The following is a 14,809-nucleotide window of genomic DNA, read 5'->3' as shown; positions in this document are numbered from 1 at the left end:
CGTAGCGGCTGCGTGGCTGCGCGCCGATGGTGAGTTCCCGACTTCGTCGGGCACTCACCGTCTCCGCTTGGGACAGTCCGTCGAGGCGGGGACCACGAAATCGGCGTACAACCGTGCATGGTCGGAGATCGAGGAGCGCAGCACGGCCGCGCGCTGCGGCACGATGGTGGGGCTGGCGAGCAGGAAGTCGATCCGCGAGCCGTTGGGGCCGGTGCCCTCGGCGCCGGAGCCGACCGTCCACGCGTCGACGAGCTGAGCCGTCAGCGCGCCGAGCGTCGGGGTGTTGATCGTGGCGTTCATGTCGCCACCGAGGATGACCGGGTTCTCCTCGTTGGCCGGGATGCCGGCGACGTGTCGCGCCCGGGCCTCGCGCAGCCCGACGATCTTGTTCTGCAGGTGCGTGTTGTAGATCCGCACCTCCTGCCCGCCGATCTCGACGCCCACACCGAGCAGGCCGCGCTGCTCGCCGCCCGGGCCGTTGGGGAGGTGGTAGTTCTCGGAGCTGAGGATCTTGAAGCGCGACAGGATCGCGACGCCGTACTCCCCGTTGCCCGCGGTGACATTGGCGCCGAAGGCGTGGTTCATCCCGAGCGCCTCGGCGAAGTAGGCCGCCCGGTCGATGTTGCCCGTGCCGCCCTTGAACCGGTCGATCTCCCGGAGCAGCACGATGTCGGGGTCGAGTGCCTTGATCTCGGCGGCGACGGTGCCGATGCCGCCGTAGGAGCGGTGCGTGTTGAAGTCGACGACGCGGATCTCCACCGACTGCTGCAGCTTCTCGCAGGCGATCGCCTCGATGCCGGGCGGCGGCGTCGGGATCACGTCGGTCTCGCCCTTGCCCGGCTTGTCGGTCGGCAGCGGCACGACCGTCCCGGTCGGGCTCGGCGACGCGGTCTGCGTCGGCTCGGCCTGTGGCCGGTCGTCGCCTCGCGTTCGGTCGAGCACGACGAGCGTCGCGATGATGCCGAGGACGAGGAGCAGCAGGCCGGCGCGGATGAGGTTCTCGCGCTTGGTCACTGCTTCCCCCGGGACTCTTCTGGCGTGCACCGCATGGCTGTCGGGGAGAAGTGTGCCGCAGTCCGCTCGGGAACTGCGCGTGGTCCCCACTTCCGGCGTAACCTTGGCGGTTGCTCCTTCCCCTGCCAGACCTCGAGGTGTTGTCCCCGTGTCCGTCGCTGTCTCCCCGGCATCGGTCTTCCCCCAGCTGGAGTCCCGGCTCCCGTCCGTCCAGAAGCCGATCCAGTACGTCGGTGGTGAGCTCAACTCCACCCTGAAGGACTGGGACTGCGGCGCCTCCACGGAGGGTGGCCAGACGGTCCGCTGGGCGCTGATGTATCCCGACGCCTACGAGGTCGGCCTGCCCAACCGGGGCGTCCAGATCCTCTACGAGGTCCTCAACGAGCGCGACTGGATCGTGGCCGAGCGCACCTACGCCGTGTGGCCCGACATGGAGGCGGTGATGCGCGAGCACGACATCCCGCAGTTCACCGTTGACCAGCACCGTCCCGTGCGCGCCTTCGACGTCTTCGGCCTGAGCTTCTCCACCGAGCTCGGCTACACCAACATGCTCAATGCTCTCGACCTCGCGGGCATCCCGCTGCACGCGGCCGATCGCACCGACGACGACCCGATCGTGCTGGCCGGCGGCCACGCCGCCTTCAACCCGGAGCCGATCGCCGACTTCATCGACGCCGCCGTGCTCGGTGACGGCGAGGAGGTCGTGCTCGCGATCTCCGAGGTCGTGCGCGAGTGGAAGGCCGAGGGTGAGCCCTCGGGCCGCGACGAGCTGCTGCGCCGCCTCGCGGTCAGCGGCGGGGTCTACGTCCCCAAGTTCTACGACGTCGCGTACGCCGCCGACGGCACCATCGAGGCCGTCGTGCCCAACCGTCCGGGCATCCCGTTCCGCGTCGCCAAGCACACCCTGATGGACCTCGACGCCTGGCCCTACCCGCGCAAGCCGCTGGTGCCCCCGGCCGAGACCGTGCACGAGCGCTTCTCCGTCGAGATCTTCCGCGGTTGCACCCGCGGCTGCCGCTTCTGCCGGGCCGGGATGATCACCCGTCCGGTGCGCGAGCGCTCGATCGAGACGATCGGCGCGATGGTCGAGAACGGCATCCGCACCACCGGCTTCGAGGAAGTCGGGCTGCTGTCTCTGTCCAGCGCCGACCACACCGAGATCGCCGAGGTCGCCAAGGACCCGGCCGATCGCTACGAGGGCTCCAACGTGTCGCTCTCGCTGCCCTCGACCCGCGTCGACGCCTTCAACATCACGCTGGCCAACGAGTTCTCCCGCAACGGTCGCCGCTCGGGCCTGACGTTCGCGCCCGAGGGCGGCAGTGAGCGGATGCGCAAGGTCATCAACAAGATGGTCAGTGAGGAAGACCTGATCCGCACCGTCGCTGCGGCGTACAGCCACGGCTGGAGGCAGGTGAAGCTCTACTTCATGGTCGGGCTGCCCACCGAGACCGACGAGGACGTGCTGCAGGTCGCCGACCTCGCGAAGAAGGTCATCGCCAAGGGCCGCGAGGTCACCGGCCAGAACGACATCCGCTGCACCGTCTCCATCGGCGGCTTCGTGCCGAAGCCGCACACGCCCTTCCAGTGGGCCGCGCAGCTCGATCACGAGACCACCGACATGCGCCTGAAGAAGCTGCGCGACACCGTGCGCGACGACAAGCGCTACGGCCGCGCCATCGGCTTCCGCTACCACGACGGCAAGCCCGGAATCGTCGAGGGACTGCTGTCCCGCGGCGACCGTCGGGTGGGCGGCATCATCGAGCAGGTGTGGCGCGACGGCGGCCGCTTCGACGGCTGGAGCGAGCACTTCTCCTACGACCGCTGGATGTCCGCAGCGTCGACTGCGCTCGACGGGACCGGTATCGACGTCGACTGGTACACCACCCGCGAGCGCGACTACGACGAGGTGCTCCCGTGGGACCACCTCGACTCGGGCCTCGACAAGGACTGGCTGTGGGGTGACTGGGAGGACGCCCTCGCGGTCGCCGACGGTTCCTCCGACGTCGAGATCGAGGACTGCCGCTGGACGCCCTGCTACGACTGCGGCGTGTGCCCGGAGATGAACACCGAGATCCAGATCGGGCCCACGGGCCAGCGGCTGCTCCCGCTCGCCGTCGTCTGACCTCCACTCGCTCACTGGCTGTGGACTTGGTATCACCTGCTGATGACATCAAGTCCACAGTGAACAGCGTGGCGGCGCGGAAGTAGACCCGTGCTCGATGATGTGCACATGCCTTCGATCGACAACGTCACCCTCGACACCGCCGCCAACGTCTACTTCGGCGGATTGTGCGTCAGCCACACGTTCCACCTCGCCGACGGCACCCGCAAGAGCGCGGGCGTCATCTTCCCGAGCAGGCTGACTTTCGGCACCGCGGCACCCGAGGTGATGGAGATCGAGGCCGGCTCCTGCCGGGTCACGCTCGACGGAGAGGTGACGTCCTACGCCGCTGGCGAGTCGTTCTCGGTGCCGGGGGACTCCTCCTTCGACATCGAGGTGCTCGAGACCCTGAGCTACGTCTGCCACTACGGCTGAGGATCGTGCACACCCACGACGTCACGGTCACCGGCGAGGTCGTGCGCAAGTGCTACGTCTCGTGGGACGACCGCGAGCCGGAGCGGGAGTGGGCGGGGTTGGTGCACCTGTCCCGTGAGTCGCCCGGCCCGGCGCCGACCCCGATCGCACGTGAGGTCGAGGACGGACGGCCCGTGGTCGTGATGTCCCTCGTCCCCGGCGAGCCGCTGACCGGCACGCTGAGCGCCGCCCAGTCGAAGGCCTTCGCCGACGCGCTGCGCCGGCTCTTCGCCGTACCCGTGCCGGAGGACTCGGCGGAGCGCGCGAACGGAGCGCAAGCGATGCGGGACCACGTACGCGAATGGCTGGCCGAGGACTACGACCTCACCGCCTGTCAGGAACCGGACACGGTCAAGACGGCCACGGATCGCGCCGTGGAGTGGCTGACAGCTGTGCATCTGCCCGCGCGCGTCGACAGCGTCATCGCGATCGGCGACGGCAACCTCGACAACGTGCTCTGGGACGGCGAGGTGTGCCGGCTGATCGACTGGGAGGAGTACGGCGCCTCCGACCTCACCTACGAGATCGCGGACGTGGTCGAGCACGCGTCGTCTCGGCTGACCCGCAGCCTCGACGTGGACGCCCTCCTCGACACCCTCGACCTCGACGCCTCGCAACGGGAGCGGCTTGCGGTGCACCGGACGTTGCTCGCCTGCTTCTGGCTGATGATGCTGCTGCCCGGCAACGGCGGCTTCAAGCGCAACCCGGCGGGCTCGTCGGAGGACCGGGCGCGGCACGTGCTCGAGCTACTTCGCTGACGTCATGGAGCTCGGCTGTCCGAACAGCCGGGTCTCATGACGTCAGCTGCTGATCACAGCCGGGCGTCGAAGTAGCGGACCGTGCGGTCCATCGCGGCGGCGAACGCCGGTCCGAAGGCGTGCCCGTCGTCGTACCACTCGAGCGTCGAGTCGACCCCGGCTCGCTGCATGGCGGCCGGGTGGTGGGCGCGCCCAGCGCGGGGGACAGGTGTCGTCGACGCGTCCGTGCACGATCAGCACCGGCTCGGTGATGGTCGAGAGGTAGGGCCGGGCGGAGGCGGCCGCCCAGAAGTCCGGCTCATCCTCGGGCAGGCCGTGTGCCGTCACGATCGCGGCTCCACGGGAGTCGTCGTCGCGCCTGATGAAGTGGTCGAAGGTCTCGCCCTCGAGCGACGACACGGACGCCCAGAGGGACGCCGCTTGGACCAACCCCGGCGAAGCGATCAGCGCCTTCATCACCACCCCGCCGCCCATCGAGCGACCCATCAGCGCGATCCGGTCGTCGTCGACGGGCACGTCGGGAGAAGCACGCAACGCCTTCACCGCGGCAATCACGTCGGCGGAGTAGCCGAGCCGCAGGTCGCGGTCGGAGCGCGGGTCGTCGGTCGACTCGGCATGCCCGCGGTAGTCGACGTGCAGGGCGACGTAGCCGCGGCTCGCGAACACGCCACGTTCGCGCGTCATGCCCCCGGCCGCGCACGTAGATCGCCGGATCGATGTAGCCGTGCGCCAGCACCACCGCCGGGAACGGGCCGGGACCGGTCGGGACGTTGAGCACCCCGCTGATCGTGAACGCCCGCCGCCCGGACACCGCGCGATAGGTCACGTCATAGGAGGTGTACGCCGCGGTGCGTTCGCGCACGGCGCCCAGCCGCAGCAGTGAGCCCCGATGCGTGGTGGCCTGCAACGCCGCGATCGAGACCGGGTCCGGCGGGGGAGCGGGAGTCGGAGTCGCGGACGACGAGGCGGTGGATGTCGGGGTCGTGGGCTCCGGGGAAGGAGCTTCCGCCGTCGTGCACGCGGTGAGCAGGGCGCCCGACATGAAGAAGGCAGCGAGTCGCCGTACGAGCGTCACGGGGTCAATGTACGGGCCGCGATATGGTCGCGCACGTGACTGCGCACCGCCCCGAGCCTGACCCCGCCGAGCTCGTGGCCGAGCTGGCGGCCGCGCGGGCCGAGCTCGCCGAGCTGCGCCCGGGCGCAGGAGCGGGTCGCGGAGCGGGAGGCCGAGCTGCTCGCCGCCCGCGAGCAGTCCGATCGCGCTGCGCGCTCGCTCTCCGAGGCACTGGCCGCACGGGTGCGGATCGACTCGGCCGGGCGAGGTCGCGGCAGTGCGCTGCTGAAGGGTCGCCAGAACGCGCCGACGCGCGAGGAGGAGGTGCACCTCGAGCTGTTGCGCGACTCGGTCCTGTGGGACCCGGCGTGGTACCTCCGCAGCTACCCGGACGTGGTCGAGCTCGGCGAGGACCCGGCCCTGCACTTCCTGCGCCACCCCTACTACCCCGTCCGGCACCCCAGCGAGCGCTTCGACGTGCGGCAGTACCTCATCGACCACCCCGACGCCGTCGAGCAGCGGATCAACCCGCTCGTCCACTTCCTGCTCACGCCCGAGGCGCAGGGCGCGGACGCCTACCCGCCCAAGCCCCGTTGAGCACGCACGACGAGCTGGGTCTGCGACAGGCCGAGGTGGCCGACTTCCGGCGCCGGTGGTTCAGGTTCGCCCGCCGCTGGCGCGCGGCCTCGCGACGCGACACCGACGAGGCGCGGACCCTCGTGGCGACGGCGCTGGCCGAGGGGTTGCCGCCCATCGTCGACGGCGACCCGGCACCGCCGCCCGACGCGGTGCAGGGCGCCTGCGCACGCGCGGTGGTGGCGGCGAGCGGCTTCATGGACGCCGACGAGTACGCCCTCCAGCACCGGCTGCGGCGTGGCACCGACCCCGTCCGCCATTTCGTCGACGAGGGCTGGCGGAGCCTGCGCACGCCGAGCCTGCGCTTCGACCTGTGGTCCTACTGGGCCGAGCACCTCGACCCCACCGACGACACCGTCAATCCCCTGCTCCACTTCCTCCTCCGCGGTCGGCACGACGGTCTTTCGCCAGTGCCGACGCCCACGGAGACAAGGCAGCCGACCACGCTGGCGGGCAAGCCCCGACGTGCCTGCCTCTTCGCCGGCCACGACCGCGACGGCCTCGTCGACGACACCGTGGTCGCCTACCTCACGGAGCTGTCGCGCCACGCGGATGTCTTCTACCTCGCCGACGGCGTGCTCGGGCCGGGGCAGCTCGACAGGCTCGCCGGGGTCACAGCAGGCGCCCGGAGCGTCCCGCACGGCGCGTACGACTTCGGCTCGTTCTCCCTGCTCGCACGCGAGCTGGTCGGGTGGGAGCGGCTGGCGCCGTACGACGAGGTCGTGCTCGCCAACGACAGCTGCTACCTCCTGCGCCCGCTGGACGACGTCTTCGCCGAGATGGACACGCGCGCGTGCGACTGGTGGAGCCTGCAGGCCACCTCGATGGAGCACGACGAGTCCTACATCAGCGACGACTCGCCGATCCCGCTCGCGGAGGCGAAGCGTCGCTTCATCGGGCCGCGGCACTGGACCGACGACCGCTTCGTGCACCTGAGCTCCTACTTCCTCGCCTTCCGCAGGCCGGTCCTCGACGACCCCGGCTTCCGCTTCCGCCCCGGACACGGTGGCGCGACAGGAGGAGAAGCGGCTCGTCATCCACAAGTACGAGGTCGGCATCAGCCGCTACCTCCTCGACGCCGGCTTCGACTTCGACACCTTCCTGCCCGACCTGTGGGCCTTCCACCCGCTCTACGGGCGCCACTTCTTCGAGCTCGTCGAGCGGGGCTTCCCGCTGGTCAAGCGCAACTACCTCGGCGAGAACCCGCGCCACGTCGCCGACCCGGAGCAGTGGGAGGAGCGGCTGCGACCGCTCGTGCCCGACGCGCCGTTCACGGCGATGCGCTCCCACCTCGAGCGCGTCACGTCGCCCGCCATGCTGCACGAGGCGTACGCCGCACACCCGGCCGACGACGGACGCCGGCAGATCCCGGTGCGGGCGACCCGGGGCTATGGCCTGAGGCGGCTCGATCGCGAGACGCCGAGCTTCGACCACTGGTGGGCCTTCCCGGTGTCGGCCTCCGGGCGGATGGACCCCGGCATGCGCGCGGTCCTCGAGGAGGTCCGCGACGACCCGAGCCTGCACAAGGTGGTGCTCACCCGGGGCCGCCCCCTCGCCGACGCTGATGCCCTCGCCGGCGAGCGCGTCACCATCGTGCCGATGGACACCCCCGACGGGCAGGCCGCGATGGTGCGCTGCGGCCTGATGCTGGCCGACGACACCCCGGACGTCGCCTATCCGTTCACCTTCCCGCGCTCGCGTCACGCCTATGTCCACCTCGGTGTCGGCCTGCCGGTGCTGCCGATCGGCTCGGCCGGGGACGGAGACGTGGACGCTGACTGGGCCCGGCTCAGCGGACTCGCAGCCTGCTCGCAGGGCGAGGCGCTGGTCCGGGTCGCCACCGTCCCCCGACCTCGGGCTCGATCGCCCGTGGGTGACCGGCCTGCCCCGCCACGACCACCTCGTGCTCGCGCCCCGAGCACCTGCCACCCGACGTCCGGGCGGACGAGGAGCGGCTGCGGGAGTCACTGGCCGGCCGACCGCTGGTGGTGTGGTGGGCTCGTGGCCCGGCGCGCGAGGTGCCGGCCGGACTGGCCGCCCGGGCGCGCGACCACCACGTGGTCGTGGGGGTCCGGGACCCCAGACCCGACCGTGCCGACGGCTGGACGCGGGCGTTGCTCGAGCAGGACCTGCCCCACCTCGTGGACCTGTCGGACCGCGCCGTCACCTCCGAGGTGTCCGTGCACCGGGTGGCCTCGGCCGTCGTCACCGACGACGACCCGAGAGCCCTCGACGCGCTGGTGACCGGTGCCCCGCTGCTGCGGCTGACCGGATCGGCGCGCGATCACGCGGCTTCCCTGCCCGACGAGGGCTGGGCGCGCCCCACGGAGTGTGCCGACGCGGCCGCCCTGCTGGCCGAGCTGGTCAGGATCGCGGCCGGCGGCTTCGCCCGCCGGGACGTGACCGTGCCCCCACGACGCTCCGCCGCTCGACGGGGCGGCGGCGCGCAGGTTCGTGCACCGCCTGCGGGGCCTCAGGCGTCGCTGACCACGATCTCGGTCTCCGAGAGCCACTCCTCCCGGGGGAGGTAGGTCTGCTTCAGGCGGCGGACGAACCGGGCGGCGCTGTGTCCGTCGGAGTGCGCGTGGAGACCCTGCCCCCGGGCGAGGTAGGACGGATCGGCGTCGCGCGCGGTCTCGACGGCCGTCAGCAGCGCCTCGGTGTCGGCTGGTACGGCGAAGGGCAGGCCGCTCGTGCCCGGGGCCGCGACCACCGGCCTGCCGAGAGGCGAGAAGTCGGCCGGGTCGGCGGGCGTGCCGCTGACCAGCACGTCGGCCAGTCGCCAGACCATCTCCGCGACCGGCGGCACGCGGAGTCCCACGGTCGCCTCCGGGAACCGCGTGTCCATCAGGTCCACCGGGGGCGGCGGCACGCGCGGCAGCGCGCCCGAGGTCGGCAGCACCGCGACCACGACCTCGGACTCACGCTGGCCGGCCCACCGAGCGACCGCGGCGAGGTCGAGCTCGCGCCCGGTGCTCGGCGAGAGCAGGACGAGTCGACGCCCGTCCAGCCACCCGCGCAACGTGGCGAGCTCTCCGCGCAGCTCCGGGGAGAGAGCGTCCTCGTCGCGCAGCAGCAGGTCGACCCGGGGCGATCCGATCGCCCAGACACCGTCGGTGTCGAGGTCGGGGAAGTGCTGGTCGGCCGCGGCGCTCCCCGCGTCGGAGGAGGTGACGACTGCCCGCGTCAGGCGCGCGTCGTACGACGCGTCGGGCATGGGTCGCTCACCGTGCAGCCCCTGCCCACCGAGGGCGACGAGGTCCGGCGGCAGGCCGGTGGGGCGGCCGAGGTCGACGAAGCGATGGTGCCGGCGTCCCAGCGGGTGGTTGACGTCGGCTCGCGGCCCGATGGTGCACAGGAACGTGCCTGCGCGCAGGCCGTACATCTGGCCGGCCGCGCTCTCGCTCGCGACGACGGCGACGTTGTCGCCGCCGATCTTCAGGCCCCGCGAGCCGAGCAGCACGATCTTCTTGACGGAGGGGTCGTCGCGGACCTCCTCGAAGACGGCGCGCACCGGCCCGGACAGGATGCCCGTGCGCGGGTCGGCGGGGAAGACCCACCAGTGGTCGAACGTGGGGACCCAACGGTCCTCGTCCGCGAACTCCGTCGGGCCGATGTGTCCCGGCGGCTGGACCGTGCCGTCACGGCGGGTGCGGAAGCCGAAGCTGCGGACCGGGCTCCACGGCGGTGCCGTCCGTCGCAGGCTGAGGTCGATCGCCTCCACGTCGGCCCCGGGCGCGGCCTCGAGCACGCGATCCTTCCACCGGTGCAGGTCGGGCGTCTCGAACGGGTTCTCGGTGAGCAGCTGGCGCTTGAGCAGCGGGAAAGCCCTCGCGCATCAGGTCGAACGCCGAGGCGCGGTAGACCGGGTGGTAGGCCGGGATCCCGTCCACGAAGGTGGCCAGCTTGAAGCCGGCCGGGATCAGCAGCCGCGAGAAACCGATCTCGTACTTGAGGATGATCGTGACCTTCTCCGACTGCGACGCCACGTCGTCGAGCCGCTTGCGGAACCGCGGGTCCCGGTGCACACGGCGGCGGTAGCAGAGGAAGTAGGAGCCGACGTGGATGAAGTCGGAGTAGCGCCACAGCGACAGCTCGCGCATCTGCTCGCCGACCTCGTCGAGGCCGAGGCGCCGCCCGAGCTTCTGGAACGCACGGTCGTCGAAGTCGTCGTACGTCGCCTGCAGCCCCCACCAGTCGCAGGTGGTCGCGTCCATCTTGGCGAAGACACGGTCGAGCGGTTGCACCGAGAAGCACGAGTCATTGGCGAGCATCAGCTCGTCGTAGGAGTCGATGACGTCCCAGCCGACGAGCTCCTTGGCCAGCATCGAGTAGGAGCCGAAGTCGTAGCGACCGTGGCGGATGCCCCCGGGCGCCCTTGGTGTGGGGAGCGATCCGCTCGAGCTCGCCGTCGGCCAGCTCGCAGTCGGCGAGGTAGTAGATGTCGGCGAAGCGACTGAGGTCCGCGAGGTAGGCCACCACCGTGTCGTCGATGACCCCGTCGCCGTCGTAGCCGGCGAAGAGGCAGACGCGGCGTGGTGCGTAGTCCGGCCCCGGCGGCTCCGGCTCCGGGAGGGTCTCGAGTCGCGGCAACGTGGACAGGCCGGCGCGGCGACCCTCGACCGCGTAGTGGACGACGGGGTTGATGTCCTCGCGCGTCGGGTCGAGGTGCTCGCACCAGTAGCTCCACATGTCGAAATCGGCCGTCGGGTGCCGCAGCTCCTTCCAGCCCCGCAGCACGAAGTGCTCGAGCTCCTCCCCGGGAGCCGCACAGGTTCCAGAACAGGTCGGGGTTGTGCTGGAAGTAGCCGAGCGAGTCGAACAGCCCGGCGGCGAGGATCACGGCCCCCTCGGCGCGACCCCGGTCCACGGCACTCGGGTCGAAGCCCGAGGACGGCTCGCCGGGTGGCAGTCCGCGCTCGACGGCCTCCGCGGCCGGGCGTCGTCGCTCCGCGCTGTCCGAGTCGAGAAACCGCTCGCAGAACGCCAGCCACCGGGTGCGGTAGTCGTCGAGGTCGAGCATCAGTCCTCGCTCGCGTCGACGACGACCGTGCCGTCGTCGAGCTGGCCGTTCCGCTCGGCGTGCAGGAGCGCCGGCAGTCCACTGCCCACGACCTCGGGGTGGCGCAGCAGGTAGCGACCGGTGCTGAACCCCTCGCCGGGGTCGAGCCGCTTCTCGTTGGCGTGGCGGACGTGGTGGAGGGCAGGGGAGAGGCGCTGCTCGAGGATCGCCTTCTGGTTCTGACGGAGGTACCACCCAGCGTCGAATCGCGCGTTGCCCTCGACCTCGCGCACCAGCTCTGCCTCCGGGTCACGCCGTCGCAGCCGCCCGAGACCGGACTCCCCGGTCGCGCCAGTAGGCCGCTGACAGCTCAGCCGCCAGACCCGCGGCAAGTGCCTCGGACTGCTCCCGGAGCCGGGCCCGCTGGCGGCGTACGCGCTGGAGAGCCTCGGTCACGTGCTCCGGGTCGGTGCGGACCCACTTGAGCTCGCGCCGCGCGAGGCCGAGATCGCTCTCGAGATCGTCTGACATGGCTCCAGACACTAGCGCTGTCCTTCCCGGCTGTCGGCGTCGTCGGCGGTGTCCCCGCCGACGCGGATGGAGTAGAGGAACTGGTCCCGGCCGCTCCAGCGGAACTCCTGCTCCGAGTCCGGGCAGCCACCGCGGTGCCGGGTCGAGGTCACGATCCAGCCGACCTTCAGCGACTCCGGCAGCTCGCACGGGTGCACCGACACCGGATCACGTCGGCGAACAGCGCGGCCACGACTGGCTCGGGCGTGCGCTCCTGCTCGAAGAGGATGGTGAGGTAGCTCGCGCCCCGGTTCCAGGCGCCCTCGTACTTCCCGGTCGGGTCCAGCTTGTGCCACTGCGCCTCGTTGGGGCCGCTGATCTGCCAGCCGGTGAGCATCGGGGCGCCGTTGGCCACGAGCAGCGCCGAGGTCGCCGGGGAGTCGGCGGCGATGAACTCGCCGTGGGCGCGGGCCTCGTCCCCGAGGCCGTCGGCGAGCTGTGCGGCGTTGCTGTCTCGCATGTCGCCGAGGCCGAAGAGCACGGGGTTGATGTGCACGACCGGATAGGCGAGGACCACACAGGCGAGAGCGACCGGCAGCGCACGAGGGCTCACGGTCAGGAGCCACACCAGCGCCGCCACGATCGCGCAGGCGACGACCACCGCCGTCGTCGACAGGGCCGGCAGGATCTCCTGCAGGTCCAGCAGCCCGACGATCGTGATCGCGACGCAGAGTCCGGCCGGGACGAGGGCGGCGACGCGACCGGATCTGGGAGCACGACCCAGCGCGACGGCCAGCAGCATCGCGGAGCCGAAGCCGACGGACTGGGCCGCACGGCCCGGGGGGACGAGGTTGATGCCGGGCAGGCTGGCCCCGAAGGAACCCCACGAGACCGTGCACCAGAGCACCCAGAAACCGGTGGTCAGCGCCAGTCCCCGGGCGGCGGCGCGCATCCGTGGCGTGGCGTCGGGCAGACCACGGCGCAGGAGCCACAGGGCCCAGATTCCGCAGAGCGTGTACGCCGACGTGATCTCCGGCTGGTTCAGGATCACCGGCGCGGCGCCGTCCCTGGAGGCGGTAGAGACCGAGTGTGCCGAAGATCGCCCACGCGTCTGCCATGACGCCGGTCTCGCGGCGCTGGCCGGGGTAGAGCGTGTTGAGTGTCGCCTCGATGGCGGACCAGTTCTGCCAGAGCGTCGCGCCGAGCACGGCCGCACCACTGGCCGCGCCGGCTCCGAGCACGATGAAGGCGGGGCGGCGGGGTGCCTCGCGGACGAGGTAGAGCCCGGTGGCGATCACCAACGGGAGGCCGATGGTGATGTACCACGGGACGTAGTTGGTGGCGAAGCGCGCCAACATGATGCCGCCGGCGGCGGCGAGCGCCGAGGCGCCGGTCCGGCGCAGCGCCGTACGACCTCGATCTGCGGCACGCACCCACTGCTCGTGCGCGAGGAGGAGGAACAGGCAACCGGCACTCGCGTGCGAGATCAGCCGGACGGGCGTGAGCGACCACCACAGGCTCACCGGCGCCGGGATCGTGAGTCCTACGGCGAGCCGGGCCGTGGGCGTCGTGGCACCGAAGCGTCGTAGCAGTGGTGGCAGCGTCAGGGCCAGCAACAGCAAGGAGAAACCGCGAACGGCGGCGAACAGCTGCTCGTCCGGGAGCCACGGGCCGAGGCGGAGGAGGTTGTTCTCCGTGAAGAGCACCGATTCCGCGAGCTGGCCGGACGAGACCCGGAACGTGATGTCGGGGCCGCGGGCCAGCAGCGAGTGGGTCGAGTGGCCGGTCGCCGGGACGGCGAGCTCCTGCGAGGACTGGGTGAAGTACTCGTCGGAGCGGATGTCGCGCGCTTCGCCCCACTGGGTGCCGAGCGGGGCGGTCGGCTCCTCGCGCATGCTGGCGACACCGAGTGACGACAGCGACGCGCCGCTCAGCACGACGATCACGTAGAGCGCCAGCGGGATGACGATGCCGGCGATGGTGCCCCACGGCCTCCGGGGAGGGCTTGCCGGAGGTTCGCCGACCTCGGGTACGTCGACCTGAGTCATGTCTGCCTGCCCCGCGTTCTCGGTGTGGTGGGTGCGCGTCGGAGCACCCCCGGTGCACTGGTGCAAAGGGCTGAGACTAGTGAACCGAGGCGCCCCCCGGTCCAACCGGGGCGTCGGCACCCGGGGCGCGCGTGAGCCTCCCGAATCCCCACGGAGGCCGCTCGTCTCCTATCCTCCTCGGGTGTCTGCCAGTGCGCCCGTCCCCGTTCCCGTCGACGAGACTGCTCCGATCGAGCTCTCGATCGTCATGCCGTGCCTCAACGAGAGCGAGACGCTCGCGACGTGCATCCGGCACGCGCTGACGTTCCTCGCCACCTCGGGAGTCGTCGGCGAGGTGATCATTGCCGACAACGGTTCGACCGACGGCTCGCAGCAGATCGCCCTCGACGAGGGCGCGCGTGTGGTCAACGTCCCGGAGAAGGGGTACGGCGCAGCGCTGATCGGCGGCATCGCGGCCGCTCACGGCACCTATGTCGCGATGGGCGACGCCGACGACAGCTACGACTTCGAGGGCCCGGGCCCGTTCGTCGACGAGCTGCGCAAGGGCGCCGACCTCGTCATGGGCAACCGCTTCCGTGGCGGCATCGAGCCCGGCGCCATGCCCCCGCTGCACAAGTACCTCGGCAACCCGGTGCTGTCGCTCGTCGGACGGCTGTTCTTCAACGCCCCCGTCAAGGACTTCCACTGCGGGCTGCGCGCCTTCCGTCGCGACTCCATCACCGCCCTGAGCCTGCGCACCACCGGCATGGAGTTCGCCAGCGAGATGGTCGTGAAGGCCTCCCTCTCCGGCCTGCACATCGTCGAGGTGCCCACGACCCTGCGCAAGGACGGCCGCAGCCGCCCGCCTCACCTGCGCAGCTGGCGCGACGGCTGGCGCCACCTGCGCTTCCTGATGCTCTACAGCCCGCGCTGGGTGTTCTTCTACCCCGGCCTCCTGCTGACGGCGCTCGGCCTGATCGCGACGGCGGTCCTGCTCGCCGGCCCGGTGTCCATCGGGGAGTTCGGCCTCGACATCGGCACCATGCTCTACGCCGCCGCCATCGCGGTCGTCGGCTACCTGAGCCGTGCTGTTCTTCCTGCTGTCGAAGGTCTATGCCCTGCATGAAGGGTTCCTGCCGGCGAGTCAGCGGTTCCGGACGCTCCGGGGCCGCCTCAGCCCGGAGAACCTCACGGTGGCCGGCGTGGTGATCTTCGTGCTCGGCCTTGGTCTGG

The 14,809-nt window shown here is 71.2% G+C and carries 17 protein-coding genes and 1 pseudogene; 8 read left to right on the top strand and 10 right to left on the bottom strand.

From position 1 onward, the window contains the following. Nucleotides 1-54 precede the first annotated feature (54 nt). The gene (locus LP418_RS03320; RefSeq protein ID WP_257955225.1) at nucleotides 55-1,014 is read right to left on the bottom strand and encodes an endonuclease/exonuclease/phosphatase family protein; all 960 of its coding nucleotides are present in this window, start codon (nucleotides 1,012-1,014) and stop codon (nucleotides 55-57) included. Between the two features lie 148 nt (nucleotides 1,015-1,162). On the opposite strand from LP418_RS03320, the gene LP418_RS03315 reads away from it, so the two are divergent. From LP418_RS03315 to LP418_RS03305, 3 genes are all read left to right on the top strand, one after another. Next, nucleotides 1,163-3,136 (top strand): TIGR03960 family B12-binding radical SAM protein, encoded by a 1,974-nt coding sequence (locus LP418_RS03315; protein WP_257955224.1) that lies wholly within the window; start codon nucleotides 1,163-1,165, stop codon nucleotides 3,134-3,136. Nucleotides 3,137-3,244: 108 nt separating this feature from the next. Beyond that, nucleotides 3,245-3,550: a pyrimidine/purine nucleoside phosphorylase gene (ppnP, locus tag LP418_RS03310; RefSeq protein ID WP_257955223.1), complete on the top strand. Its 306-nt coding sequence runs from the start codon at nucleotides 3,245-3,247 to the stop codon at nucleotides 3,548-3,550. 5 nt (nucleotides 3,551-3,555) lie between these two features. Next, the gene (locus tag LP418_RS03305) at nucleotides 3,556-4,347 is read left to right on the top strand and encodes an aminoglycoside phosphotransferase family protein (protein WP_257955222.1); all 792 of its coding nucleotides are present in this window, start codon (nucleotides 3,556-3,558) and stop codon (nucleotides 4,345-4,347) included. A 42-nt stretch (nucleotides 4,348-4,389) separates the two neighbouring features. On the opposite strand, the gene LP418_RS03300 is transcribed toward LP418_RS03305, so the two are convergent. Together LP418_RS03300 and LP418_RS03295 are read right to left on the bottom strand one after the other, a co-directional pair. Then, complete coding sequence (locus LP418_RS03300; RefSeq protein WP_257956882.1) at nucleotides 4,390-5,061, bottom strand: alpha/beta hydrolase family protein; 672 nt, start codon at nucleotides 5,059-5,061, stop codon at nucleotides 4,390-4,392. Nucleotides 5,062-5,174: 113 nt separating this feature from the next. Then, nucleotides 5,175-5,366, bottom strand: a complete 192-nt coding sequence (locus tag LP418_RS03295) for a hypothetical protein (protein ID WP_257955221.1) — start codon at nucleotides 5,364-5,366, stop codon at nucleotides 5,175-5,177. Between the two features lie 278 nt (nucleotides 5,367-5,644). On the opposite strand from LP418_RS03295, the gene LP418_RS03290 reads away from it, so the two are divergent. From LP418_RS03290 to LP418_RS03275, 4 genes are read left to right on the top strand one after another with little or no spacing between them, the layout of a single operon-like run. After that, nucleotides 5,645-5,998, top strand: coding sequence for a hypothetical protein (locus LP418_RS03290; protein WP_257955220.1), 354 nt, complete (start codon nucleotides 5,645-5,647; stop codon nucleotides 5,996-5,998). Next, the gene (locus tag LP418_RS03285) at nucleotides 5,995-7,602 is read left to right on the top strand and encodes a rhamnan synthesis F family protein (protein ID WP_257955219.1); all 1,608 of its coding nucleotides are present in this window, start codon (nucleotides 5,995-5,997) and stop codon (nucleotides 7,600-7,602) included. The genes LP418_RS03290 and LP418_RS03285 overlap by 4 nt, the downstream gene beginning before the upstream one ends. Further along, the gene (locus tag LP418_RS03280) at nucleotides 7,517-8,281 is read left to right on the top strand and encodes a hypothetical protein (RefSeq protein ID WP_257955218.1); all 765 of its coding nucleotides are present in this window, start codon (nucleotides 7,517-7,519) and stop codon (nucleotides 8,279-8,281) included. The genes LP418_RS03285 and LP418_RS03280 overlap by 86 nt, the downstream gene beginning before the upstream one ends. Further along, a complete protein-coding gene (locus LP418_RS03275) occupies nucleotides 8,227-8,568 on the top strand; it encodes a hypothetical protein (protein WP_257955217.1) in 342 nt (113 codons plus the stop codon). Before LP418_RS03280 ends, LP418_RS03275 begins: the two co-directional genes overlap by 55 nt. Here the strand turns inward: LP418_RS03275 and LP418_RS03270 are convergent. From LP418_RS03270 to LP418_RS32250, 7 genes and pseudogenes are all read right to left on the bottom strand, one after another. Continuing rightward, nucleotides 8,511-9,788, bottom strand: a complete 1,278-nt coding sequence (locus tag LP418_RS03270) for a hypothetical protein (RefSeq protein ID WP_257955216.1) — start codon at nucleotides 9,786-9,788, stop codon at nucleotides 8,511-8,513. The two genes, LP418_RS03275 and LP418_RS03270, sit on opposite strands and share 58 nt — an antisense overlap. Continuing rightward, complete coding sequence (locus tag LP418_RS03265) at nucleotides 9,679-10,365, bottom strand: rhamnan synthesis F family protein (RefSeq protein ID WP_257955215.1); 687 nt, start codon at nucleotides 10,363-10,365, stop codon at nucleotides 9,679-9,681. The genes LP418_RS03270 and LP418_RS03265 overlap by 110 nt, the downstream gene beginning before the upstream one ends. Continuing rightward, nucleotides 10,298-10,777 (bottom strand): hypothetical protein, encoded by a 480-nt coding sequence (locus LP418_RS03260; protein ID WP_257955214.1) that lies wholly within the window; start codon nucleotides 10,775-10,777, stop codon nucleotides 10,298-10,300. Before LP418_RS03260 ends, LP418_RS03265 begins: the two co-directional genes overlap by 68 nt. Before the next feature lie 282 nt (nucleotides 10,778-11,059). Then, on the bottom strand, nucleotides 11,060-11,332 hold the full coding sequence (locus LP418_RS03255; protein ID WP_257955213.1) for a hypothetical protein: 273 nt from the start codon (nucleotides 11,330-11,332) through the stop codon (nucleotides 11,060-11,062). A 16-nt stretch (nucleotides 11,333-11,348) separates the two neighbouring features. Next, the gene (locus LP418_RS03250) at nucleotides 11,349-11,570 is read right to left on the bottom strand and encodes a hypothetical protein (protein WP_257955212.1); all 222 of its coding nucleotides are present in this window, start codon (nucleotides 11,568-11,570) and stop codon (nucleotides 11,349-11,351) included. Nucleotides 11,571-11,736: 166 nt separating this feature from the next. Continuing rightward, the gene (locus tag LP418_RS32255; RefSeq protein WP_442940219.1) at nucleotides 11,737-11,946 is read right to left on the bottom strand and encodes a DUF7654 domain-containing protein; all 210 of its coding nucleotides are present in this window, start codon (nucleotides 11,944-11,946) and stop codon (nucleotides 11,737-11,739) included. Nucleotides 11,947-12,652: 706 nt separating this feature from the next. Continuing rightward, a pseudogene (locus LP418_RS32250) lies at nucleotides 12,653-13,597 on the bottom strand (DUF7657 domain-containing protein); the annotation flags it as partial. 181 nt (nucleotides 13,598-13,778) lie between these two features. Here LP418_RS32250 and LP418_RS03240 point away from each other — a divergent pair. Further along, the gene (locus tag LP418_RS03240) at nucleotides 13,779-14,702 is read left to right on the top strand and encodes a glycosyltransferase family 2 protein (protein WP_257955210.1); all 924 of its coding nucleotides are present in this window, start codon (nucleotides 13,779-13,781) and stop codon (nucleotides 14,700-14,702) included. Nucleotides 14,703-14,809: the final 107 nt, after the last annotated feature.

Source organism: Nocardioides sp. B-3 (assembly GCF_024703895.1).
Taxonomy (GTDB): domain Bacteria; phylum Actinomycetota; class Actinomycetes; order Propionibacteriales; family Nocardioidaceae; genus Nocardioides.
Note: the sequence above shows the minus strand (reverse complement) of the source record. Positions and strands in the feature narration are given on the sequence as shown.

Excerpts from the sequence above, each read along its gene's own strand:
- ppnP (WP_257955223.1), top strand. The coding sequence starts at position 3,245 with ATGCCTTCGATCGACAACGTCACCCTCGACACCGCCGCCAACGTCTAC.
- LP418_RS03280 (WP_257955218.1), top strand. The coding sequence starts at position 7,517 with ATGCGCGCGGTCCTCGAGGAGGTCCGCGACGACCCGAGCCTGCACAAG.
- LP418_RS03265 (WP_257955215.1), bottom strand. The coding sequence starts at position 10,365 with ATGCTGGCCAAGGAGCTCGTCGGCTGGGACGTCATCGACTCCTACGAC.
- LP418_RS03250 (WP_257955212.1), bottom strand. The coding sequence starts at position 11,570 with ATGTCAGACGATCTCGAGAGCGATCTCGGCCTCGCGCGGCGCGAGCTC.
- LP418_RS32255 (WP_442940219.1), bottom strand. The coding sequence starts at position 11,946 with ATGCTCACCGGCTGGCAGATCAGCGGCCCCAACGAGGCGCAGTGGCAC.